The following is a 23211-nucleotide window of genomic DNA, read 5'->3' as shown; positions in this document are numbered from 1 at the left end:
GCTCCTCGTTCAGGTTAGCACCCCGTGTCAAACGCGCCTCACGACCGTGCTCTCGGGTAAGGACGCGCTCAGCCGCTCCAACCTGACGGCGAGGCGTCGGCTCGACCGGAGCCCGGCATCGTCGGCTAGCACGAGAAGGTCGATCTCCCGGTGGCGCGCCGCGAGTTCGGCGACGAACGCGCGAAGGTCGTCGTCGGACGAACCCGGTTTCGTCCGGAGTACGAACAGATGGGCGTCGGGCCAGTCGGGTTGCACGGACTTCTCCCAGGCGTTGCGGACTCCCTCCGACGGTTCGCCGACCCCCATCAGGCACAAGAACACGATGCGCCCGGCTTTCTGGAGTTCCCCCTTCGCCATCGCCACGAACGATGCCGGCAGTCCTTCGAAGCACAGCACGCGGAACGGGCGGTCCACAGTCAGGGCCCTCCGCGGTCTAAGGCCATGTTCAAGCGCAGGACGTGGACAGCCGGCTCGCCGAAGACGCCGGCGAACCGCGGGTCTGTCGACGCCGTGATCAACGCCCGCACTTTGGCTACGCTCAGGTTCCGCTCGCGGGCGACCCGCGCCGCCTGCAACAGCGCGTTTTCCACAGAAATGTGCGGATCGAGCCCGCTCGCGGACCGCGTCACGGCGTCCGAAGGCAGCTTCGTGTCGGCAGGCAAGCCGTTTTCGGCCCTATAGGCTTCGGCCAGTTGCTTCACTCCGGCGAACGATTCGTCGACGTCCTTGGTCTTCGGATCGTCGGCAATGCCGTTGATCAGTTTGTCGCTGGTCGGGCCAAGGTTGGTGCCGCTCGAATTGGCCGCATCGTATCCGCTTCCTGCGGCAGACGGTCTGGGGTGGAAGTACTCCGGCCTTGCGAAGTCCTGTCCCAAAACCGCCGATCCGACGACCTGGCCCTTGGCATCTTTGATCAGACTGCCGTTCGCTTGGTTCGGGAACAGGACCTGGGAGAGGCCGTACACCGCAAAGGGGAAGACAAGCCCGGTGAACACGACGAAGAACAGGGTCATTCCGATCGCCGGCCAGACGATCGGTGAACGGGTCGTAGCGGCTTTCGCAGCGGTTTCGGATTGCAACGAAGGTTGTGTCGTCATGGTCTTAGGCAAGGCGCATCAGCACCAGAAGGCGGTCGATCAGCCAGATGAACGGGAACGGGACGAGGATGCCGAACAGCCCGTACACGAGCAGGTTCCGTCGAAGGACGGCCGCGGCGTTCATCGGGCGGTAGCGCACGCCACGCAGGGCGAGCGGGATCAAGGCCACGATGATCAGGGCGTTGAAGATCACGGCCGAGAGCACCGCCGATTTCGGGTTGCTGAGGAAGTTCATCTGCTGAAGTTCGGGGTACGTCACGATGAACATCGCGGGAATGATCGCGAAATACTTGGCGACGTCGTTGGCGATGGAGAACGTCGTCAGCGAACCTCGGGTGATCAACAATTGCTTGCCGATCTCGACGACTTCGATGAGTTTCGTCGGGTTCGAATCGAGGTCCACCATGTTCCCCGCTTCTTTGGCCGCCTGAGTTCCCGTGTTCATCGCCAAGCCGACGTCGGCCTGGGCGAGCGCAGGGGCGTCGTTGGTGCCGTCGCCCGTCATGGCGACCAACCGCCCGCCCGCTTGTTCCTCCCGTATGTAGGCCAGCTTCTGCTCAGGTGTGGCTTCGGCAAGGAAGTCGTCGACTCCGGCCTCGGCCGCGATCGCTGCCGCGGTCAAGGGGTTGTCGCCTGTGATCATCACGGTCTTGATCCCCATCTCGCGGAGCTGGGCAAAGCGTTGTTTCATTCCGCCCTTGACGATGTCCTTGAGCTGGATGACGCCCAGCACCCTCGAGCCATCGGCGACGACAAGGGGAGTGCCGCCTTCCCGTGCGATGCGGTCGACGTTGTCTTGGACCGGGACGGGGAACGACCCGCCGAGCTCCTCGACGAACCGCTTGATCGCGTCGGTCGCGCCTTTGCGGACCTGTCTGCCGTCGATGTCGACGCCGCTCATGCGCGTGGTCGCGCTGAACGGAACGAACGTCGCGCCGAGCTTCTCGACCTCGCGTTCGCGCAGCGCGTACTTTTCCTTGGCGAGCACGACGATCGACCGACCTTCGGGTGTCTCATCGGCCAACGATGAGAGCTGGGCGGCGTCGGCCAAATCCTCGTCGCTGACACCCGGGGCCGCGAGGAAGGCCGTCGCCTGACGGTTACCCAGCGTGATCGTGCCCGTCTTGTCGAGCAAGAGCGTCGAAACGTCGCCCGCCGCCTCGACCGACCTTCCGCTCATCGCCAACACGTTCTGCTGCATGACACGGTCCATACCGGCGATGCCGATCGCGCTGAGGAGCCCGCCGATCGTGGTGGGGATCAGGCACACGAGCAACGCGACCATCACCGGGATCGTCGGCACGGCACCTTTTCCTTGAGCCGTCACGGCGTATTGGGCATAGGGGACCAGAGTGAACGTCGCGAGGAGGAACACGATGGTCAGACCCGCCAGGAGGATCGACAAGGCGATCTCGTTCGGCGTCTTCTGGCGCTCGGCACCTTCGACGAGCGCGATCATGCGGTCCAAGAACGACGATCCGGGTTCCTGGGTGACCTTGATCACGATCCGGTCGGACAGCACGCGCGTCCCGCCGGTCACGGCGCTCCGGTCTCCGCCCGCTTCACGGATGACGGGTGCGGATTCGCCGGTGATGGCTGACTCGTCGACGCTGGCCACACCCTGGACGACGTCGCCGTCGGCCGGGACCATGTCCCCGACTTCGCAGACGACGAGGTCGCCTTTCTTCAGGGTCGGTGCGGCGACGGTCTCTTCGGAACCGTTCCCGAGGAGGCGTCGGGCTTGCATGGTCGACCTCGCCTTTCTCAGCGAGTCGGCCTGAGCTTTCCCTCGACCTTCGGCCATCGCTTCGGCGAAGTTCGCAAAGAGCACCGTGAACCACAACCAGAGGGCGATCTGTCCCGAGAACAGGGCCTCGCCGCCGGTCGTAAGGTCGCGGACGAAGAAGAACGTCGTCACGGCGCTACCGATCAGCACGGTGAACATCACCGGGTTCTTAGCGACCACGCGCGGGTCCAGTTTGCGGAACGCGTCGACAAGAGCCCGCTTGACGATGTCCGGTTCGAACAGCTTGGGCGGTTGATGCCGGGGCGTGTGCATTTTCGGCTCGCCCGTGGACGGGTTTGCGGAAGGCGTATGCGTGGTCATTTCGTTTGGAGTCCGTTCATTTGAAAGTGCTCGACGATGGGGCCGAGCGCGAGAGCAGGAAGATAGGTCAGGGCACCGACCAGCAGGACGACCCCGACGAGCAGCACGACGAACGTGCCGCCGTCGGTGGGGAACGTCCCTGCGGTCACTGGCACCGCTTTCTTCCGTGCGAGGTTGCCTGCGATCGCCAAGATCGGCAGGATCATCAGGAAGCGTCCGAAGAGCATCGCAAGACCGCCCGTGAAGTTGTAGAACGGGGTGTTCCAGGTGATGCCTGCGAAGGCCGAACCGTTATTGGCGGTCTGCGAGGAGTACCCGTAGAGGATCTCGCTGAAACCGTGGGCGCCAGAGTTATTGATGTTCGCCGAAGCCGGGCCGTAGGCGTTGTCCGCACCTCCGTACGCCGAGCCTGGCCAGGTATTAAGGGCCGCTTGCGGCCCATCCTTCGGGAATTCCGCGACGCTGGCGACCGACGTGAAGCATAGGATGCTCGCCGCGCAGACGAGGATGGCGAGCATCGACATCTGGACCTCGAACTTCTGGATCTTCTTCCCGAGATACTCGGGCGTCCGGCCGACCATCAGGCCTCCGATGAAGACGGCCAAGATGGCGAACACCAGCATGCCGTAGAGTCCGGCACCGACGCCGCCGAACACGACCTCTCCCGTCTGCATGTTGAACAACGGCACAAGTCCGCCGAGCGGCGTGTACGAGTCGTGCATCGAGTTGACGGCGCCGCAACTGGCGCCTGTCGTCACGGTCGCGAACAAAGTCGATGCAGGAATGCCGAAACGGACTTCTTTGCCTTCCATGTTCGCGGCTTCGACACCGAGTCGCGTGAAATGAGGATTGCCGCTTTGCTCCGCGACGGTCGAGACGGCCGCCCCGGCGAGGAACAATGCGGACATCGCGGCGAACACCGCCCAGCCTGCACGGACGTTCCCGACCATCTTGCCGAACATGGTGGTCAGTCCGGCCGGGATCAGGAAGATCAGGAACTTCGTGAACAGGTCGCTGAACGCGGTCGGGTTTTCGAACGGGTGCGAAGAGTTCGCGTTAAAGAACCCGCCCCCGTTCGTCCCGAGCTGCTTGATGACCTCTTGCGAGGCCACCGGCCCCATAGCGATCGTCTGCTTCGCGCCCTCTAAGGTCGTCACTTCGGTGTACGGCAGGAAGTTCTGCGGAACGCCCTGCGAGACGAAGACGAGAGCACCGATCAGCGAGATCGGCAGGAGCACGTAGACCGTGCACCTTACGCAGTCCACCCAAAAATTGCCGATACCCGACGCGCTCTTACGCGCGAAGCCGCGCACCAAGGCGACCGCGATCGCGATCCCGACCGCCGCCGACGCCCAGTTGTGCATCGCGAGCGCCACCATGTTCGACAGGTAGCTCAGCGTCACTTCCGGCGAATACGCCTGCCAGTTCGTGTTCGAGGTGAACGAGACCGCCGTGTTGAACGCGAGGTGCTCCGGCATCTGCTTCGCACCGAAGTGCTGCGGGTTCAACGGCAGAACGCCCTGAAGGCGCAAGAGAGCATAGGTCGCCACGAGCGAAACGAGGCTGAAGGCCAGCATCGACAAGGCGTACTTCCACCAGGGCTGGTCGTCGTCCTCTCGGACCCCGAGTAGCTTCAGGACCCCGCGCTCGAACCAACCGAGGACGGGTGATAGGAACGTCCGTTCACCGTTGAAGACTTTGGTCAAGAACAAGCCCATCGGCTTGGCCACCGCCAAGATCAGCAGGAAGTACAGCGCGATCTGGAGGAACCCGTTCATCGTCATCTCAGAACTTCTCCGGTTTGATCAGGGCGTAGAACAAGTAGGCCAAGAGCCCGAGCGAAACGAGAGAGATCCAAACGTATTCACTCATCGCCGTTCTCCGGCTGCAGTTTTCTAAGCCAAAGCGTGGCGCCGGCGGCCAAGGCGAAGAAGCCCACCGCGACCATGAGATAGAAGAGGTCTTGCATTGTCAAGCTCCGTTAGAATCGGAAACCGATCCCCGCACCGACGAACCAACCGTCGCGCTTCTGGTCGAAACCCGATCCGACCCGAAAGTCGACCTGGGTCGCCTTGTCGAGCAGGTAGACGACGCCGAAATCGGCATACGTCGCGTCGGCCCCCCCGTTCGAGACAGGCGTCAGGTGATAGATCTCGGCGAACGCGCCCGTCTTGGCGTTGACCGTCCTGGACCAATAGCCGCCGAACGCCCACTGGTCGAAGTCGCTCGGGTCGGAACCCAGCCTCGACCAGACCACGTTCCAGCCGAACCCGTCGTCCGCATCGGCTTGGTAGTAGCCGGCGAACTTTAAGGTGGGCTGGTGGGCGTCGGTCCGGAAGTCGCGGTCACCCATGGGGAGCGACGTCTGGGCGATGACGGCCAAATCCGGCGTCTTGCCCGTGACTCCTGTCTGGAAGCGGTACTTCACGCCGACCACGGGATCGAGCCATCCCGAGCCGCCGCCTCCGGCGACGTTCGCGCGTCCATAGCTCAAGTTGCTCAGTCGCAGTTCGACCCTTTCGTGCAACGGATAGCGAAGAAGGAACTCGCCGAAGGTCTTGAACTCGGACTTGTCCACCTTGGTGAAGGTGAATCCGGACTCGATCTGCCACCGACCCATCGGAACGATCCCGGTGCCGTCGGAAAAGCTCGGCCGGTCCGTACTGATCGGATAGCCGTCTTGAGCATGGGCGCCCGCGACCGCGAGCCCTGCCGCGATAACGAACGATAGGCGTTCTTTCACGCCTCAAGTTTTGCGGTACGGGAATGTCAAGCCCGCATCAGCATTTCGTCGTACGCCTCAGGATTTGCTCAAGATTCCTCACTCTGGAGCCCGCGCCGGCGACGCCCCGCCGACGCCCGCTCGTTCGACGCAAAGGGTGTCGGACCATAATAGAAGGAACATGAAGCTCGTGGTGTGCGTCGTCCACAACCGGGATCGCAACCGCCTCGGCGATGCGCTCGTCAAGGAGGGCTTCAAGTTCACGGTCATCGGTTCGACGGGCGGCTTCCTGCGCGAAGGCAACTCGACCCTTCTCATCGGTGTCGAGGACGACCTTGTCGATCCCCTCATGGTCCTCGTCCAAGCCAACTGTTGCGCCAGGGAACAGGTCGTGAACGTCGCTCCGCTCGAAGCCGCTCCAGGCGGACCGTTCCTCGGCAGTCCCGTGAAGGTTCCGGTTGGCGGGGCGGTCGCGTTCGTCTTGGAGGTCGACCGCTTTGTCCGGTATTGACCTGGACCGCTACTCTGGATCCCACGCCGTCCTCTTCTACGGCTCCGAAGGGTCCGGACCGGAGGACGCCGCCGTAGGCCTCGCCCAGAAATGGCTTTGTCCCCAAGGCGGGTGCGGCGAGTGCGCCGTTTGCAGGGCGTTCGAGACCCGACGGTGCGTCGACTTCATGCACGTGGCCCCTTGGGGCCCGTCGTCGTTGATCAAGGTCGGTGCCGTCCACCCTCCCGCCCGTAACAAGCGTGATGAGGACGCACCGGATCCGACGATCTTGGAATTCCTACGCATGCGCCCGTTGATGGCCCGCAGCAAAGTGGTCTGGATCGAGAGGGCCGACCGCATGAACGCCGATGCTGCGAACGCCCTTCTCAAGACCCTCGAAGAGCCTCCGGACTACGCCAGGCTCGTCTTGACGACCGCCGAGTTCGGCAGGTTGCTCCCGACGATCCGGTCGAGGTGCCTGAACGTGGCGATGACGAGCCAGCCGCCTTCTGACGACCCGATGCTCCGCGCCTTCGGCCCGACTCCGGGGCTGCTCGCCAGGGTCGAATCGCATCGTGAGCTCTATGAGAAGCTATGGTCGCTCCTCGAGTCGTCCCTCGACGCACCGTTCGGGGCTGCGATCGCCCTCTCCGAAAGGTGTCGAGGCATCGGAGAGTCCCTTGCCTCGGCGCAAAAGTCGAACGCGCGCGTTGCGAACACCGAAGTGACGCGTTGCGTCGCCGCATGGCTCCTTCACCGACGACCGGACGATCCAGAGCGGGCCCAAGCCGCGGTCGAAGCCCATCGGTTGATCGTCGGCAACGCCAACCCGGGACTCGTTTTCGACCGACTGTGGACGGCTGTCCTTCGGCCCTAAGACGCCTTCTTGTCACTTCTTAAGCCGGTCGATGTGACTCTGGATTTCGGCGACGACCGTGGCCGGCAACTTCTTCCAGAGTACGGGACGGGCTCCCGCGTCCGCCTTGCGGATTCGAACGGCGACAAAGGGGTATTCCCGCCCTTGAGCCTTTAAGACGATCGAAACCGTCTCCGTCTTCGCCGTCGAATATCGGTTCGAGATCGGCTTTGACCCCGGTTGGGAGGTCCTACCGGACTGCTCCAGCGCGATCTCTACCGTCCGCGTTTCACGGACGCACATCCACTCTCCCGCGATCTTAGACCACGTGAGAAGCGTCGGACGGTCGTCTCTCGTAAGGTAGAGGGCCGCGTCCCCGAACCCGTCCGAAAAGGCGTCCGTCGGCTCGAAGGCTCCGCCGTTCCTCGTGGGCACGCGCAATTCGGACGTGAAGCTACCGAAGACCCGCCACGCCTGTTCCGACGTCCTCGGGTCGGTCAACCGCCCTTCATGACCGCGGTCTGCCGACAGCATCCCGATCAACGACATCTCTTGCCAATCGGAGTACAGATGGAGCGCGTTGGAGTACGGGTCGACGGCCTTCATCAACCCATCGATGTACAGCGCACGGCCGAACGGCCCCACATCGGGGTGCTTCGCTGCAAAGTCATAAATGGGCGCGACGTCGAGGGATCCCCCGGCGAAAACCTTACGTGACAGGCTGTAAGCGTCGTGTCGAGGTACGCGTGCCTTCCGCTCCGAAGTCGGGTCGCTGGGCCGGAAAGTCGTCCACGTCCCGTCCGACGACACGACGAAGACGAAGGAGTCGGCGCTCCGAGTGAAGTCGAAGGAGAGGGGAAACCCCTGTCGGGCCGTTTCGAGAGTGGACGTCCGCATCGAATCCGGAACGACGGCGACCAGGTTCAGCTTCTGCCTCTCGGCGACCGAAATCATGGCCCTGGACACGATGCGGTCGAAGAGGTCGGTGCCGTCGGGCAACTTGAGGACGCCCTCGACACCCACAGCGTCGACGCCTTTGGACTGCACCGCCCGTAACTCAGAGATCTTGGCTTTGTCGTCGCCCGAAAGCCCAATCCTGAGTGCCGTCGCACCGTTTCGAACCGCGGCGATGGAGCCGAACGCTTGTGTGACGACGCTGCGCGAAGTCGGTTGGTAAAGACCAGAGGGCATCTTCCACCGCACGGAAACAAGGCTGGATCCGATCGGCCCCTGCCGCAGGAACTCCAAGACGGGCACGGATCCGGACAGGGCCGTCTTCAAGACGTCCGCTTGGAGTTCGGGGCGGCATCCGGCTTGTTCCCAGACAGTCACTTCCTCTCGAAACGCGGTCAGCGCGGGCTCGACGTCCCTTTCAAAACCGTGCTGCCGTGCCGTTGGGCTCGCAGCAAAGACCGAGCGGCCTTCGTCGGTCGAGGCGGCCAATTCTGCCGGAGCGACCGAGAGGATGAGCCGCATGGCCAACCGCTGCCTCGGCGAATTGTCCATGAGCGAACCGGTCGGACTGACCGATTCGGCAATCCCCTTGCCCGGTCTCCATGCGGCGGCGGCCCGGTCCCGTTCTTCAAGGAGTTTCATGACCGACTCCTTCGTGTAGGGCATCGCTAGTGCCGCACGGACTTTGTCTTGATAATCCTGTGCTTCGGCGGTCCGACGGGCCAAGCACACTGCCTCGGAAGGTCGAAGGACTTCTCCGTCCCCGCCCACCGTCCACTCGGCGTCGAGCGCCGTCGCCAGTCGGCTCTTGACCTGCACCACGGACGCGCCCTTCAACCGCAGCACGAGGGGCTCCCAGGCGAGTTCCGGACTCACGGTCAGGTTCTGTCCGGAGGCCGTCGCCAACCGCCGGACGACGTCCCTAGCAGGCCCCCATGTCTTGACGTCGACGAGCGGCCCGGACGTCCGGAACAGCAACAAAGCGGTACACGCGGCGACCATGGTCACTGTCTACGACGAACCGCGCCTCAGGAAGAGTTCGGATCCGCCAACTTCGTGTGCGCCGACCGGCGCACGGCGTCAGAAACTTCAACCAAAGCGTTCGCGCTCGGGGGCGCGCGAAAAGTCGAGGTCTTTACCCTTGCCACCTGTCGAAACGGAGGCCAACGTCTTCCCGATTTCCGTAAAACTCTTCTTCGAGAATCCTTTGTAGTGTTTGGTCAATTTTCCGCCGACGACGATCTTGACTTCGTTCGACGCTTCGACGCCGTAGGCACCGATGATCTTCTTGTCAGGATCGAGCAGGAACGTGAACCTGGGTTTGTGCTCGCTGCTCCATTTTGCGAACGCTTCTGCGTCGTCATCGATGACCCCCACGTATTGTACGGCCTTATCGCCTTGGAACGCTTCCGCGATCGCGTTGAAGAACGGGAAGGACGTCGGTACGGCTCCGCACCCGTCTTTGATGAAGACAAGGACGAGCGGCTTCGTCGCGTCGAAAGAGGCCAGGGTATAGGTCTTGCCGTCGCTTCCACCGGCAGAGAAATCGGCGGCGGCCTTGTCCGAGGGTTTCCCGGCCGAGTCCTGCCAACCCGATGCGGTTTTCAGGCCGTTCAGGCCTTGGTCACCGGCTGAGACCGTCGCCTCAGGCACATCCCGGCACGCGGTCACCGCGACCGAGACCGCCAGAAGAAGGCCGCTCCGCGCGGCCGGTCCGAAACGCCATTGTCGGTTCATGTCCATAAGGATACATGACGATCGTGCGGACAGTTCCGCCCACCGCCCGACAGGCGTCTAGGTATCTTCTGGAGACCGCATGCGCAGGCGCGCCTTTCCGGACCACGTCGTCGAAAAGCTCAAGACCCTCCCAAAGAGGCCCGGGTGCTACATTTATCGCGACAAAGACGCGGACGTGCTTTACGTCGGCAAAGCGATCGACCTGCGGAACCGGGTGCGGTCGTACTTCCAACCCAGCACCAAACACAGCGGAAAGAACGAACGGCTGGTCTCCAAGATCTGCGACCTCGAGTGGATCGTCGTCGACAGCGAACTCGAAGCGCTCGTCCTCGAGTGCAACCTGATCAAGGAACACCGCCCGCCGTACAACGTCGTGATGCGGGACGACAAGAGCTACCCGTACATCGTCGTCACGAAGGAACCGTTCCCGAGGGTGCTCTTCACCCGCAACCCCCGCCGGGGACAAGGCAAAACCTACGGGCCTTACACTTCGGCGTACGCCGTCCGCGACACGCTCGCCCTGCTCCACAAGGTCTTCCCCTTGATCCCTTGCGGCAAGAGCTGGAGCGGCCAACCGGAACAGAAGCCGTGCCTCTACCACCATATCGGACAGTGCATGGCCCCGTGTGCGGGGCTGTCCGTCCCGGCCGAGTATGCGAAAGTCGTCGACCAGGTCAGGCGGTTCCTCGAAGGTAAGGAGACGAAACTCCTGGACGACCTCCGCAAGCAAATGCAGCAGGCGGCCGAGGAGACGGAGTTCGAACGGGCGGCATCGTTGCGCGACCGGATCCATGCGATCGAAGGCGTGCTCGAAAAGCAGAAGGTCTTGAGCGAGGAGGTGACGGACAAGGACGTCATCGCGGTCGTCAAGGACGAGCGCGGAGCGGCGATCCAGATGATGTACATCCGTGGCGGGCGCCTGATCGGCCAACGCCACTTCGTCCTCGACGGTTCGAAAGAAGCGTCGCCCAGCGAAGCCGTACAAGAGTTCGTCAAGCAGTACTACACGGACGTCCCCGAGGTGCCCCGGGAGGTGCTGCTTCCTGTCGAGATCTTAGAGCGGCAGATCGTGGAACGGTGGTTGCGGCAACGACGCGGCTCGGCGGTCTCGGTCGACGTGCCTCAAGGCGGCGAGGGCCTGCGGCTCGTCGACCTCGCCGCCCAGAACGCCGAGATGGCCCTCAAAACGATGTCGTTGGAGCTCGAACAAAAGGAAGCCTACGCGCAGAACGCTATGGAAGAGCTCGCCGAAGCGCTCCAACTGCCGACACCGCCCGCAAGGATCGAGTGCTACGACATCTCGAACGTCCAAGGGACGGCGCCGGTCGGATCGATGGTCGTCTGCGAGAACGCGGAGCCGTCCAAAGGCGAGTACAGACGCTTTAAGGTCAAGTGGCACCCGGAATCGCCGGACGACTTCGCCATGATGAACGAAGTGCTGACACGGCGCCTTCGCGCCTACCTGGACGGCGATCCGAAGTTCGCCAAACTGCCGGACCTCATCGTCATCGACGGCGGAAAAGGTCAACTCGGGGCAGCCCTGAAGGCGCGCGACACGCTCGGCATGACCGTTCCGATGGTCGGACTCGCCAAAAAGCACGAAGTGATCTACGTCCAGAACGGACATGCCGGAGGGATCGGCTCCATTCCCTCCCTGCCCTCAGAGGCGACGGCGGCCGACGCGAGACCGGACACGCTGGACGAGACGCCGCAGCATGAAGACCCGCCAGGGCTCCTTCCGCCGGAGGTCGCCCTCAGAGGTCAAAAATCCGACCGCTTCCGCGAAGTCGTCCTTCCCCTGAACTCGCCCGGACTGACCATGCTCCGCCGCTTACGGGACGAAGCCCACCGCTTCGCCGTCACCTACCATCGCAAGGTCCGGGACAAACGCACACACGGGAGCGTCCTCGACGAAGTCCCCGGTATCGGGCCGAAACGGCGACGGTTGCTCCTCCGCACGTTCGGATCGATCGAAGCCATCCGCCGGGCCACGCTCGAGGAGATCGCGGCCGTCCCGACCTTGACGCTCCGTCAAGCGGAGACCGTGAAAGAGTTCCTTCGGCGCGACTGAAGCCTTCGAAACGCCCTGTCGAACGTTAGGCGCCCGTCCCGAAATCCAACGATAGAATGGGGACATGAGAAAACGCTCATGGCTCTTCTTGTCCCTGACGGTGCTCTTGTCGGCAGGCGCCGCCCTCGCCCAGGACGGGGGCGTCCGGTCGGTCGTGGGCAACGTCTTCCTCCAAGACGCCACGCCCGGCGACGCCCAGATCGGCCATGCGAACATCAAAGGCACGTTCCGGGCCGGACAAGTGTTCGTCCAACAAGCGTCGAACGCCACGATCCCCGTCGTCGGGAACAACACCTCCGTCGGCGCGGGCGGAGCCATCGGAGGCTCGTTCAGCGCCGGCCAACAGTCCAGCATCGCCCTACGGGGCACCGCCACGGCGACCACCGGGTTCACATACGGAGTCATCGGTGATTCTCGTTCTGCGACTGGGATCGGCGTCCTCGGTTCGTGCGCGAGCGGGATCGGTGTCGAAGGCACGAGTTCGAGCGGTATCGGCGTCTATGGCGAAGTCAATACAGGAGGCGGCGCCGGGGTCCATGCCCGTCGGCTCGGTTCTGGCGGCCCGGCCCTGATCGCCGAGAACACGACCGGCGGAGAGGCCGCATGGATGTTCGGCAACCTCGTGATGAAGAACGGGAAGAACCTCGTCGGGACGACGTCCCAGGGTTTCACCGTGTGGAAGACGTCGAGCGACGCGACGTCCGGCGACATCCGGGTCCAAGGTGCGGGCGCTCCGGGCAACTTCGCCTCGATCGCGGCCGGCGTCAACAACATCTTCATGACCCTGGAACGCAACAGCTTTATCCGCGTCCAGGGACGGATCGGAACCGACAATGTCGGGCGGTTCCAAGCCGACGTCAAAAACTTCGTCCAAGCCGATCCCGACGATCCCGAGCGCGACATCGTCTACGCCTGCGTCGAAGGGCCAGAGGCCGCTGCCTACGTCCGTGGCACCGGGCGGCTCGTCGACGGTGCCGCCGTCGTGGCGCTTCCGCGCCACTTCCAGAACGTCACCGTGGCAGAGGGCCTCACCGTCCAAGTGACGCCCCTCAGTCCCGACTCGGAGGGACTGGCCGTGACCGCGAAGTCGAACACCGGTTTCTCGGTACGAGAACTCCGTCGCGGGCGCGGTTCGTACGCTTTCGACTGGGAAGTCAAGGCCGTCCGGCGAGGGTTCACCGACTACAAGGTCTACCGGGCGTGGGACGACAACCTCCTGCCGAACTCGGACCGGAGCGCGGCCATGGCGGGCAGGTTGAAACAGGCCCGACAGGTCTACGACATCAAGTATCCGGAACCAAGGCCCTGAACGGACGTCGACGGGCCGTTCCCGTTCGGCCCCTTACACGTCGCGATACGGCGTCGCGAGCCTGATCCGGACGACGAATTCGGTCCCCGATCCTGGCCCGTCGCTGTCCGCCTGAACCGTTCCTCCGTCGACTTCGATGAATTTTTTCGTCACCGCCAATCCGAGCCCGAAACCGTCCGGAGTCGCTTCCCTGGCTTCGTCCGAACGGTAGAACAGCTCGAAGACGTGCGGCAGGGCTTCGCGCCGGATCCCGGCACCGTCGTCGCAGACGCGGACCGTCAGCCACGGCGGCTCGACGCTCGCCGTCATTCGGATCTGCGTGCCTTCGTCGCTGTATTTCGACGCGTTCGCCAAAATGTTCGTCAGCGCTTGGACCAAGCGGTCCTCCAACGCTGAGAGCCGGATCCGCTCGGTCGGCAACTCCCAGACCAGGTCCTGGCGTTTCGCGTCCACGATGGGCCGTACCCGGGACAATACTGACAACCAGACGTCGGACAAGACCGTTTCGTGCGGGTCGATCGTGCCTCGCAGACCGATAAAGTCGCCCAGTCCGGCGACAAGTCGGTCGATCTGGGTCACCTGTCCCTGAACCGCCGACAGTGCCGCCTGTTGCGTTTCCGACAGGTTGGCCCCGCCGATCAACGGAGCCGCCTGGGACATCACGTGCAGCGGTGACCTGATTTCGTGGACGATGTAGGCGGCGACGGCAAGAAAGTCCTCTTCGCGAGCGGCGCCTGAACGCGGAACCTCGGTCTTCATACCGTTAGGAAACACCATAACGGCCCTCCGGACAAGCCGCCATTGCTGTGAGCCTGGACCTGACGACGCCGAACGACCGCCACGGTTCGTCGCACTCCTATGTTTGGCCTTATCCTAATGGCCACAAAAATGTGGTCATAATGTCGATCGTGCCAGGGTTGTCCTCTAGAGAACGCGAACTGCTCGGACACGCTTCGGAAGGGCTCACCGACGAAGCGATCGCCGCGAAACTCGAGATCTCGGTCGCGACCGTACGGGGCTATTGGCTACGGATCAAGGCGAAACTCGGCGGAAACGGCCGTGCGCAGCTGGTCGGCCAATGGGTCCAGCTCAATTCCGACGCAACTGACGTCCAAACTGCGCTCGATAACGAACAAGCGAAGGCCTTGCGGCAGACCGATTTCGAAGAAGCGCTCGCCCAAGAGCGGAAAGAGACCGACGAGGTCTACGGGCACCTCGACGTCGGGCAGAAGGCGGAAATCGCAAAGATCCGTGAGCGGACGGACGCCGCCATCGTTTTCGACCGGGAAGAGTCGAAGTCCGACGGTCCAGAAGAAGTCGTCTGACTTTTCGGCCCTCGTTGCGGCCGTTCGACTGACCCGGCCCGACCGCTCCTTCAGTCGCCGTCTGGAATGCCGCAGCCGATCGCGTTCGTGAACGGTTTGCTGACGGTCTTACCCGCGAGGACTTCTTCGATCGCGACCCGCAGGTCTTGCCTCACGTCGCCTTCGCGCAGGCGGCCGTGTTCGATGTACAGGTCGTTGATACGGCCCCGGTACTGGAGCTTGCCGTCCGGAGTGACCACCGCGACCTCGGGCGTGACGGTCATCCCCAACTGCTTGACGAGCGCGTGTTTTCCGTCCAAGACGGCGGCGCTCGGCATCTTGAACTCCACCCCGTGCTTCCGGATGTCGTCCGTGCTCACCGAGTCGTCGACATAGACCCGGACGAACGTGACGCTTTTCTCGTGGAAGTCTTTGTAAAGGCGCTGCATCTCCGGCGCGTACCTGTTGCTGATCGGACAATCGACGGCCACGAACAGGAGGACGGTCGCTTTCGCGTCCTTGGCAGGCAAGGACACGGACTTGCCTTCGATGTCGGCCAGATCCTGCTTGGCAAGACGGGGAGGGGCGTCCTGTCCCAAAATGGCGGCAAGGGCGATCAGCGCGGTCATGGGTCTTGATTCTGACGCCTCGCGGCGGTCAGGAGTTGCGGTACCTTAGGACGAGCCCTTGAAACCTGTCCTCTTTGCCGTAGCCGCCACGGCCATGACCCTAGGGTCGTTCCAGTCCGCTCCGACCGGGTCGAACGCCGTCACGTTCACAAGCACGATCAAGCCCATGATCGACGAAAAGTGCCTGTCGTGCCATGTCAAGGGAGGATCGGCGCCGTTCCCCCTCCAAACGTACGCCCAGGTCAAAAAGCGCGCCGACCTCTGCAACAGGATGATGCTCACGCGTTCGATGCCGCCCTGTGGGGCCTTCTCGGACGCGGGCGAGTTCTGCCTCGGGGGCGGCCCCCTGACCGACGACGAGGCCGTCCTGCTCCAAAAATGGATCCAAGCGGGCGCGCCAGAGGGCGAGGCGTCTCAGCCCAAAGCGGCTCCGGAACCTGGTTCCTGGGCGCTCGGTAAGCCCGACGCGGTGGTGAAGCCGGTCTCGCCGGGCGAACTTCCCGAAGAGGGCCGGCCGTATTGGAAGGCCTTCGTCGTGCCCCTCGGGCCGCACGCGGGCAAACGGCTGCGGGCCTTCGACGTCAAAGTCGCCCAACCGGAAGCCGTCCGTGGCGTGACCATCGCCGTCGCCCGCGACTGGCTCCTCAAAGCTCCGAAAGGAGCGGCGGGCTATACGACCGGCGGCAGCCTTGACGTCGACGCGAAGAAATATGTCGGGACTTGGGCTTCCGGATACCCGGGCTGGGTGCTCCCCAAGGGCGTGTCGATGACCTTGGACGGCACCGCGTTGGTCGTCCAATGCATGACGATCCCGCGCGGCCGCATCGAAAGCGCCGACTTCGAGATCGCCCTGTACTTTTCCCGCTCCACTGACGACAAAGAGCCCGAGTGGTTCACGATCTCCGACGAGGATTTCGAGATCCCCGCGCCCGGGAACCTCGTCCTGAACCCGATCGGAAAGTTGCCGCGGGACACGCGCCTGCTCGCGGTCATCCCGGAAGCCCGGTTCTACTGCACCTCGATCCGCCTATGGTCGAAGGAAAGGCTCCTGTTCGCGACCCGACGGTGGGAGCCGTATTGGCCCGGCGTCTACCGCTACAACGACCCCGTCGCCTTTCCCGAAGGTGCAGAACTGAAAGCAGAGTTCAACTACGACAACGACATCCACATGGGTCGCAACGAAGGCCGCAGGCCTCAGACCATCGGCCCCGGGTATCGCGAGCGCGACGAACTTTGCCGTTTACACCTGCTCTATGTCAGGGACAAGCCAGGTCAGGGGACCGCCGCTGCCCCGAAGTCCAAAGGGCACAGGGGCGGGGGCCGTCCATCCAGTAAGCCACCTCCCGCCAGTCCCTCAAACGCCAAAGGCTGAGATCGGCGCGCTGACCTGGGACGAGCCGTCCCCTGTCGGTCAAGCCCAGACTGGCGGCCGCGTTGACCGTCACGGCCGTCAACGCTTCGGCAGGCGTCATTTTCATGAGGCGGCACGCCAGAGACATAACGAGCGGGATGCTGAGCGTAGGCGAGGAACCCGGGTTGAAGTCGGTCGCGAGCACGACGGGAAGTCCCGCCCCGATCATCCCACGGGCGTCCGGATAACGGACCAATCCCAGACCGAGGACGCTCGCCGGCAAGAGGACCGGAAACGTCCCCGACCCGGCCAGGGCCTTGAATCCCTCGGGGCCCGTCTGCTCCAAGTGGTCGGCTGTGACCGCACCTGACTCGGCCGCAAGCCGGGCGCCCCCTCCGTCGGTCAACTGGTCCACGTGCAACCGGACGCCGAGACCGAGTTCACGGCATTTCGCCGCAAGCAGCCGCGCGTCGTCGTGGGTGAAGTAACCGTCCTCGATGAACGCGTCCGCATAACGTGCGAGGCCCTCGGTCGCCACCGAGGGGAGGACGTCCTCGATCATGTGCCGGACGTAGGCGTCATGGTCGGCTTCCGCGTTCGGAGGCGTCGCGTGCAAGCCCAAAAAGGTCGGGACGAGCGTCATCCCTTTATGGCCGTCGGCGTCGCGGACGACGCGCAGGATCTTCCTTTCCGCCTCGTCCGTTAAGCCGTAGCCCGACTTGGCCTCGAGCGTCGTCGTCCCGAGCGAAAGCGCCTCGTCGAGCCGTCTGGCCGTGAGTTTGGCGAGGTCGCTTTCCGTCGCGGCCCAGGTGGCGCGGACCGTGTTGCGGATGCCTCCGCCGCCGGCTGCGATCTCTTGGTAGCTCTTGCCCTGCGTCCGCATCTCGAACTCGGGCGCGCGCTGTCCGGCAAAGACGATGTGCGTGTGGGCGTCGACGAAGCCGGGCAAGACCACGCCGCGCTCGGCGTCGACCGTCTCGTCGGCCATATGTCCCTCGACTTCCGACGTTGGACCGACATGGGCGACCGTCCCGCCGTCGATCACGATCCCAGCCCCTTCGACGACTTCGATCCTGCCCATTTCTGAGCCACGTCTCGGCCCTTCCGGACCTGCCATCGTCACGAGTTGGCCGATGTTCAGGATCTTCGTCCGCACGGACGACTTTTACCCCTCCCGACGACGGTGGCATCGCCGCGTACGACGGAGAGGGCGGAGTCACCAAGACGCTGTGGACGGAACGGCACGGCGACCTGACAGCACGCATCTCCCCTCACCTCACCGTCACCTCGCCGACACCTCCCCGTCACCCCGGGGTGAGGGTGGCGTGGGGGCGGACCCAGTCTGGTGCGGGGTTGCGGGCTTGGTAGGGCGGCGTTCGAACGCGGTCGGGCCCGGGGGCCCTGGACCCGTGGCCGGGGTCAAAGTCCGATGGGACCGGAAACGTCGGTGCCTTCGATCACTGCGACCGCGACCGCATGGCCCTTTTCGTGCGAGATGCTGACGGTCAACTTGACGGGGCGTCCGCTTTTGTGCGTCCCGGTCAACACGCGCGCTTCCGGTGAGCCGTCCGGAGACGTCAAGACCTCCACGTCGTGCCAGGTCAAAGGACGGCCCCACGCCTTCGCGACGGCTTCCTTGGCCGCCCATCGTCCGGCCACGTATGCGACCGTGAGGGGCCGCAGCCGTTCGCCCTCGGTCAGCACGCGGGAGACGAACGAACGCCGTTGCATGGCCTTTGCGATGCGAGAGGTCTCGACGATGTCCACGCCGAGCCCGACGATCAACGGTTCGCCTCGTGGAGCTTTTCCGCCAAGTCGACAAGGCGGATGTTCTCGTCGATGCCCTTCAAACCGGCGTCGAGCATGATCCTGCAGAACGGACAGGCCACCGCGATCTCCTCCGCTCCCGTGTCCAAGAGCTGCCGGATCCTACGGTCGCTAGGGCGGCGGCCCGGCTCTTCGTCGAACCACATGCGCCCTCCGCCTGCGCCACAGCACAGGGTCTTGCGGCCGTGTTGCACGGGTTCGGCCAAGACGCTCGACGCCTGCACCTCTTCCGTTGCCGCCCGCATCAGTTCGGACTGGGCCGAATCGAGGGACGTGTCCTCTCCGACGAGCGACCGTGGGGCGTCACTGACGTTGTTGACCCGGGCGAGATAGCACGGATCGTGGTACGCGAGCTTTCCGGGTTCGGGCGAGGCCGGCCGGAGCACCCCGCGCTGGACCTGCTCCTGCAGGAATTCGGTGTGGTGTTGGACCTCAAGCTCGGCGCCGAACTGACGGTACTCGTTCTTAAGGGTGTTGAAGCAGTGAGGGCACGGAGTGACGACCTTCTTGACGCCGTACTTGCGGAACGTCGCGATGTTCCCTTCGGCGAGGGCTTGGAACGTGAACTCGTCTCCGACCCGACGGGCCGCGTCTCCCGTGCAGGTCTCCTCTGAGCCAAGACAGGCGAAACGGACGCCGGCCTTCTTCATAAGATCGGCGACGGCCTTCGTGGTCTTGACCGCGCCAGGGTCGGTCGCACCGGCACAGCCCACCCAGAACAGAACGTCGAAACCGTCACCGTCGCGGGCGAGCGGGACGTCGAGCCCCTTCATCCAGTCTTCACGGACGTCCGGCGCCGCGCCCCAAGCGTGGCCCGTCGACCCGACTTGGCGCAACATCGTCGCACCTGTACCGGAGAGCTTGCCTTCGGCGACCAGATACCGGCGGGCGTCGACGATCAGGTCGACGTGACGGATGGCGACAGGGCAGGCCTCGACGCACGCGTTGCAGGTCGTGCAGTCCCAAAGGGCCTCTTCGGTCGCCGCGTCGGAGACGACCGCACCTGTCCGAAGGGCCCCTGCGATGTCGGCGACGACCTTCTTGGGATTGAGCGGCTTGCCGACGTTGTGGGCCGGACAGACTTCAGTACACCGCCCGCACGACATACAGGCGTCGAGCGACAGCAAGTGCCATCGGCTGTACTCCGTCGCATGGGAGACACCGATCTTGCCGGTCTCTTCGACCTCTTTCATCGAGACCGGAACGAGCTCGCCCATGGGTCGGTCCGGCGCCCCCGAGAGACTGAGCGTCGCCGTCACGATGTGTTTGATCCGCATCTGTGGGAGGAAGGCGAAGAACGCCCACACCCACGCGAAATGGAACCACCACACCCCGACGTACGCCGCGTCAGGCAGCGACGGTGCGAGCTTGGAGAGGGCGAACCCGACGGGAGAGCACCAGTCCCAGTCCTGCGGATGGTTGGAGATACGGGCCGCTTCGAGCAGATATCCCGTCACGCCCAACATCAGGAGGACCGTCAGGGCCCAATAGTCTTTGGCTTCGGTCGTCAGCGGGACGGCGCCCTCAGGATCGGCCGACTTCTGTTTCCGGTCTTCGCGGACCCGTCGGACGAGGGCCCACACGAGCCCCGCCACGAAGAACAGGCCAAGGACGTCGAACACGGTCTCGTAGACCATGTAATAGCCGCCTTTGTGAAAGTTCGGGATCCCGATCAATGGGCCGTACGTCGCGACCGCGAGCAGGGTCGTCGCGAGGAACAGGGCGACGAACCCGTAGAAGATCATGAGGTGCATCGGGGCGCCTGTCCGAGGGCGCGATCCTTTGACCCGGTGCTGGCCGAGCACGTTGTCGAAGAACTGTCTGAAAACGTCCGGCTGCCAGGTCAGGGGTTTGCCCTTCATCCAAAGCCTGGCGGGCCCAAGGAACTGCCAGAACATGACGGCCAGGCTCGCGGCGGTCAGAAGGTAGAAGGCGGTCCGGAATCCCGGCGCCTCCATGTGCAGGAACTCGGTGCGGGTCGGCTCCACGTCGAAACCCGATTCTTACTGAAAGGGCCGACGAATTGCCAGGGCAGGTCCGGGCTCAAGCCAGCCGCAGGCCGCGGGGCGAGTCGACGAACGACCGGGCGGCGTCCCGGACGGTGGCGACCTTGGCCAGATCGGCGTTGTCGGACAACCACGTGCACAACTCGCGGTGGGCTTTGCCGTCTACGCTACGGTCGCCCGATCCGACGCCGTCAAAAGCCAGGATCGTCCAACACCGCGAACGGACTCCGGCGCGGACGATCTCCACGATGTCGCGCCCCTGTAGGTCTTGCATGTGCACGCATTTGAGATACGCGAGTTCGGGGTCGTCCATGGCGTTCAAGCCTGGAACGCCCGAGCGGCACACCACGTGATGGCCCGCGACGGCCGAGCGGACGTCGCCGATCGCGTCGGAGTGGCCCGTCGCCCATGGGAACGCGATCGAGAACGATTGCTGAAGGGGCAAGACTTCGCGGATGAGCGCGTCCGTTTCCGTGATGTCGTCGGTCAACATGTCGACCGTCCAAGCACCGAGCAACCCGGCCTCGGACACCGACGCCGAGAGGCACCCGTTACCGACTTCGTGCCCTGACCTGCAGGCGTCCCGCCATGTCGGCAGACCGTCCAACAAGGGGACAGGGTCGGCATAGAACGTCGCCTTGATCCCGTACCGTTCCAAGTCGGCCAAGGCCGTTTCGGAATGGCAAAGTTGGGTGCCGTCGTAAGTCAGGCTGACGATCGGCATCGTGGACTTGTCGGCCACCGTCATTCTTGAGTATTGATACGACACAAACGGCCGAACAGCGTCAAAAACGGTCAGGACGTCCCGCTCAATCCCTCTTGAACTGCAACGGAAGGCTGTTCCCGTCCTTCTGGGAAAGCTTCAGCGTCTGGTCGCCGTCGGTGATCTCGAGCCGGGTGTCCTGGTCGAACAACGGGGAATCGGCGGCCTTGGTCTCGCCCCGGGTCTTTCCCAGCACCTTCTCGATCTTCAAGACCAACGTGTCCCCATCGATCGCCCAAGTACCGTCCTTCGTCAGGCCCCTCCAGCTCGAGGAGAAGGACCCGTCCGCCTGCAGTTCGATCCTATAGCCGCCCAATTGTTCGGCGAGGAAGTTGCTCTCGGTACCGGTCCGCGCCTTGTCCTCGGACTCCGGGGCTTTGCCCGACCAAGAGCCCGCCAACTTCTCGGCCCGGCTCGCCGGTTTCGACGGGACGGCGGCGCCGCCCTTCGACGACGGGGGAGTGCAGGCTGCGGCCCCGAACAGAGCGACGACGGCGAGGAGGGAAGTCCGGGACATCGGTCTGCCTGTATACACCATCCTCACGTCCCCCGCCGGTTCCCGAACATTCCGATGTGGAGCCGCGGCGACAGTCGCCAGCCCCGCTCGACCAGCACAGGAGCCAAGAGCGCTTCCCTCCGGCTCAGGGTCGTAGGGTCCGTGCCTTCGGCCATGAGGAGCGTCCGATCGGCCGGGACGGGAGGGAGGCGGTCGAGGATCGCGTCGATCTCGTCGAGGTCGCCCCACCCGCTGTCCGGGTCGACGACGAATTTGAGTTGGACGTCGTAACGGCGGATCAGATCGGCCAACGGATCCAGATCGGCCCGCACCGTCTCGTGGCGTCCGCGTTCCGGCCCGTCCGGCGCAGAGTTCGACAGCTTCGGACTGATCGACATCAGGTCACAGGCGACCTCACGGAACACGGTCCCGGCGGTCTCGACCGTAACGGTGCGGCCCTCGGCCTTAAGAGCGGCGGCCAGCGGTACGATGGCGTCGAACAGCATCGGCTCGCCCCCTGTCAAGACGATGTGACGGACACCCGAGGACAGCGCCTCCCGTGCGACGTCGTCGACGTCGCGGACGTCGCCCTCTGGGCGCCAACTCGCATAGGGCGTGTCGCACCAGGAACAGCGAAGGTTGCAGCCGCTGACCCTCACGAACGTGCTCGGCACACCGGACCAGATCCCCTCTCCTTGGATGCTCGTGAACGTTTCCGCGATCCTGAGCCGTTGACCTGCCTTTATGCTCACGGCGCGCCCGCTCCGAGATGGACGAGCGCGGGATCCTGCAGACCCAGCGCTCCGAAGGCCCGGCCCCTGATGAGACACGAGTCGCAGTGCCCGCAAGCACGCCCAAGGGCGTCGGGGTCGTAGCACGAGTGGGTCAGCGCATAGTCCACTCCGAGCCGCAACCCTACCTGGACGATTTCTGGCTTCTTGAGGTCGACAAGGGGCGCATGGACTTGAAGGCGGCGGCCTTCGACACCCGCTTTCGTCGCGACCTGGGCCAAGGACTGGAACGCTTCGATGAACTCGGGACGGCAGTCGGGATATCCGCTGTAATCGACGGCGTTGACGCCGATGAAGACGTCGCAAGAGCCCGTGACCTCGGCATAGGCTAGGGCTAACGACAACATCACCGTGTTCCTGGCGGGAACGTACGTCACCGGTACGGAACTCGAATCCTCTTGGTCTTTCGGGACCTCGATGTCATCGGTCAACGCCGAGCCGCCGAATTCGCGGAGATCGACCTTGACGAATTTGTGAGCGGCCGCACCGAGCGCGCTCGCGACCCGTTTCGCGGCTTCGACCTCGACTTCGTGCCGTTGGCCGTAGAGGACGGTCAGGCAGTGGCACGTGAACCCCTGGTCCATGGCGATGGCCAGGGTCGTGGCGGAATCCAGGCCTCCGCTCAGGAGGACGACGGCATCGGGCATCCGCGGAACATGGTAGCCCCGGTCCAAGCGACGCGTCGGCAAGGCCGGGACCAA

Annotated in this window: 23 protein-coding genes; 6 read left to right on the top strand and 17 right to left on the bottom strand. The window is 64.1% G+C overall.

The genetic code is table 11. The features are described from left to right. Nucleotides 1-27 precede the first annotated feature (27 nt). From JST30_07040 to JST30_07015, 6 genes are all read right to left on the bottom strand, one after another. Nucleotides 28-414: a hypothetical protein gene (locus JST30_07040; protein ID MBS1714078.1), complete on the bottom strand. Its 387-nt coding sequence runs from the start codon at nucleotides 412-414 to the stop codon at nucleotides 28-30. Nucleotides 415-416: 2 nt separating this feature from the next. Next, nucleotides 417-1097 carry a K(+)-transporting ATPase subunit C gene (gene kdpC, locus JST30_07035; GenBank protein ID MBS1714077.1) on the bottom strand — a complete coding sequence of 227 codons (681 nt, stop codon included), beginning with the start codon at nucleotides 1095-1097 and terminating at the stop codon, nucleotides 417-419. Nucleotides 1098-1101: 4 nt separating this feature from the next. Next, nucleotides 1102-3156, bottom strand: a complete 2055-nt coding sequence (gene kdpB / locus JST30_07030) for a potassium-transporting ATPase subunit KdpB (GenBank protein ID MBS1714076.1) — start codon at nucleotides 3154-3156, stop codon at nucleotides 1102-1104. A gap of 44 nt (nucleotides 3157-3200) precedes the next feature. Next, nucleotides 3201-4988, bottom strand: coding sequence for a potassium-transporting ATPase subunit KdpA (gene kdpA / locus JST30_07025; protein ID MBS1714075.1), 1788 nt, complete (start codon nucleotides 4986-4988; stop codon nucleotides 3201-3203). 1 nt (nucleotide 4989) lies between these two features. Next, entirely contained in the window at nucleotides 4990-5076 is an 87-nt protein-coding gene (gene kdpF, locus JST30_07020; protein MBS1714074.1) for a K(+)-transporting ATPase subunit F, read from the bottom strand. Between the two features lie 109 nt (nucleotides 5077-5185). Next, entirely contained in the window at nucleotides 5186-5947 is a 762-nt protein-coding gene (locus JST30_07015) for a transporter (GenBank protein MBS1714073.1), read from the bottom strand. Nucleotides 5948-6107: 160 nt separating this feature from the next. Between JST30_07015 and JST30_07010 the strand changes: the two genes are divergently transcribed. Then, on the top strand, nucleotides 6108-6437 hold the full coding sequence (locus tag JST30_07010) for a cyclic-di-AMP receptor (protein MBS1714072.1): 330 nt from the start codon (nucleotides 6108-6110) through the stop codon (nucleotides 6435-6437). Beyond that, nucleotides 6424-7293, top strand: a complete 870-nt coding sequence (locus tag JST30_07005) for a hypothetical protein (protein MBS1714071.1) — start codon at nucleotides 6424-6426, stop codon at nucleotides 7291-7293. The genes JST30_07010 and JST30_07005 overlap by 14 nt, the downstream gene beginning before the upstream one ends. A gap of 12 nt (nucleotides 7294-7305) precedes the next feature. On the opposite strand, the gene JST30_07000 is transcribed toward JST30_07005, so the two are convergent. Both JST30_07000 and JST30_06995 read right to left on the bottom strand, forming a co-directional pair. Further along, nucleotides 7306-9228: a hypothetical protein gene (locus JST30_07000; protein ID MBS1714070.1), complete on the bottom strand. Its 1923-nt coding sequence runs from the start codon at nucleotides 9226-9228 to the stop codon at nucleotides 7306-7308. 87 nt (nucleotides 9229-9315) lie between these two features. Beyond that, complete coding sequence (locus JST30_06995; protein MBS1714069.1) at nucleotides 9316-9963, bottom strand: redoxin domain-containing protein; 648 nt, start codon at nucleotides 9961-9963, stop codon at nucleotides 9316-9318. Nucleotides 9964-10042: 79 nt separating this feature from the next. Here JST30_06995 and uvrC point away from each other — a divergent pair, with 79 nt between their 5' ends. Together uvrC and JST30_06985 are read left to right on the top strand one after the other, a co-directional pair. Beyond that, complete coding sequence (uvrC, locus tag JST30_06990) at nucleotides 10043-12034, top strand: excinuclease ABC subunit UvrC (protein MBS1714068.1); 1992 nt, start codon at nucleotides 10043-10045, stop codon at nucleotides 12032-12034. 64 nt (nucleotides 12035-12098) lie between these two features. Then, complete coding sequence (locus JST30_06985; protein MBS1714067.1) at nucleotides 12099-13343, top strand: hypothetical protein; 1245 nt, start codon at nucleotides 12099-12101, stop codon at nucleotides 13341-13343. Between the two features lie 33 nt (nucleotides 13344-13376). On the opposite strand, the gene JST30_06980 is transcribed toward JST30_06985, so the two are convergent. Then, nucleotides 13377-14102, bottom strand: coding sequence for a HAMP domain-containing histidine kinase (locus JST30_06980; protein ID MBS1714066.1), 726 nt, complete (start codon nucleotides 14100-14102; stop codon nucleotides 13377-13379). Between the two features lie 149 nt (nucleotides 14103-14251). Between JST30_06980 and JST30_06975 the strand changes: the two genes are divergently transcribed. Further along, nucleotides 14252-14668, top strand: coding sequence for a helix-turn-helix transcriptional regulator (locus tag JST30_06975; protein MBS1714065.1), 417 nt, complete (start codon nucleotides 14252-14254; stop codon nucleotides 14666-14668). Between the two features lie 50 nt (nucleotides 14669-14718). Here JST30_06975 and JST30_06970 read toward each other — a convergent pair whose 3' ends face one another. Further along, nucleotides 14719-15276 carry a redoxin domain-containing protein gene (locus tag JST30_06970; GenBank protein ID MBS1714064.1) on the bottom strand — a complete coding sequence of 186 codons (558 nt, stop codon included), beginning with the start codon at nucleotides 15274-15276 and terminating at the stop codon, nucleotides 14719-14721. Between the two features lie 58 nt (nucleotides 15277-15334). On the opposite strand from JST30_06970, the gene JST30_06965 reads away from it, so the two are divergent. After that, the gene (locus JST30_06965) at nucleotides 15335-16648 is read left to right on the top strand and encodes a hypothetical protein (protein MBS1714063.1); all 1314 of its coding nucleotides are present in this window, start codon (nucleotides 15335-15337) and stop codon (nucleotides 16646-16648) included. Here the strand turns inward: JST30_06965 and JST30_06960 are convergent. The 7 genes from JST30_06960 to queC form a co-directional block, all read right to left on the bottom strand. Further along, nucleotides 16533-17783 carry an imidazolonepropionase gene (locus JST30_06960; protein MBS1714062.1) on the bottom strand — a complete coding sequence of 417 codons (1251 nt, stop codon included), beginning with the start codon at nucleotides 17781-17783 and terminating at the stop codon, nucleotides 16533-16535. The two genes, JST30_06965 and JST30_06960, sit on opposite strands and share 116 nt — an antisense overlap. Nucleotides 17784-18046: 263 nt before the next feature. Further along, nucleotides 18047-18412 carry a holo-ACP synthase gene (acpS, locus tag JST30_06955; GenBank protein ID MBS1714061.1) on the bottom strand — a complete coding sequence of 122 codons (366 nt, stop codon included), beginning with the start codon at nucleotides 18410-18412 and terminating at the stop codon, nucleotides 18047-18049. Continuing rightward, nucleotides 18409-20442 (bottom strand): 4Fe-4S dicluster domain-containing protein, encoded by a 2034-nt coding sequence (locus JST30_06950; GenBank protein ID MBS1714060.1) that lies wholly within the window; start codon nucleotides 20440-20442, stop codon nucleotides 18409-18411. Before JST30_06950 ends, acpS begins: the two co-directional genes overlap by 4 nt. 55 nt (nucleotides 20443-20497) lie before the next feature. Next, nucleotides 20498-21208: a hypothetical protein gene (locus JST30_06945; GenBank protein MBS1714059.1), complete on the bottom strand. Its 711-nt coding sequence runs from the start codon at nucleotides 21206-21208 to the stop codon at nucleotides 20498-20500. A gap of 61 nt (nucleotides 21209-21269) precedes the next feature. Next, nucleotides 21270-21740, bottom strand: a complete 471-nt coding sequence (locus JST30_06940; GenBank protein ID MBS1714058.1) for a hypothetical protein — start codon at nucleotides 21738-21740, stop codon at nucleotides 21270-21272. A gap of 23 nt (nucleotides 21741-21763) precedes the next feature. Continuing rightward, complete coding sequence (locus JST30_06935; GenBank protein ID MBS1714057.1) at nucleotides 21764-22465, bottom strand: 7-carboxy-7-deazaguanine synthase QueE; 702 nt, start codon at nucleotides 22463-22465, stop codon at nucleotides 21764-21766. A gap of 2 nt (nucleotides 22466-22467) precedes the next feature. Then, the gene (queC, locus tag JST30_06930) at nucleotides 22468-23157 is read right to left on the bottom strand and encodes a 7-cyano-7-deazaguanine synthase QueC (protein MBS1714056.1); all 690 of its coding nucleotides are present in this window, start codon (nucleotides 23155-23157) and stop codon (nucleotides 22468-22470) included. Between the last annotated feature and the right edge of the window lie 54 nt (nucleotides 23158-23211).

The sequence above is a fragment of the Armatimonadota bacterium genome (assembly GCA_018268395.1).
Classification (GTDB): Bacteria; Armatimonadota; Fimbriimonadia; order Fimbriimonadales; family Fimbriimonadaceae; genus JAEURO01.
This window is presented reverse-complemented; position numbering and strand designations above follow the sequence as displayed.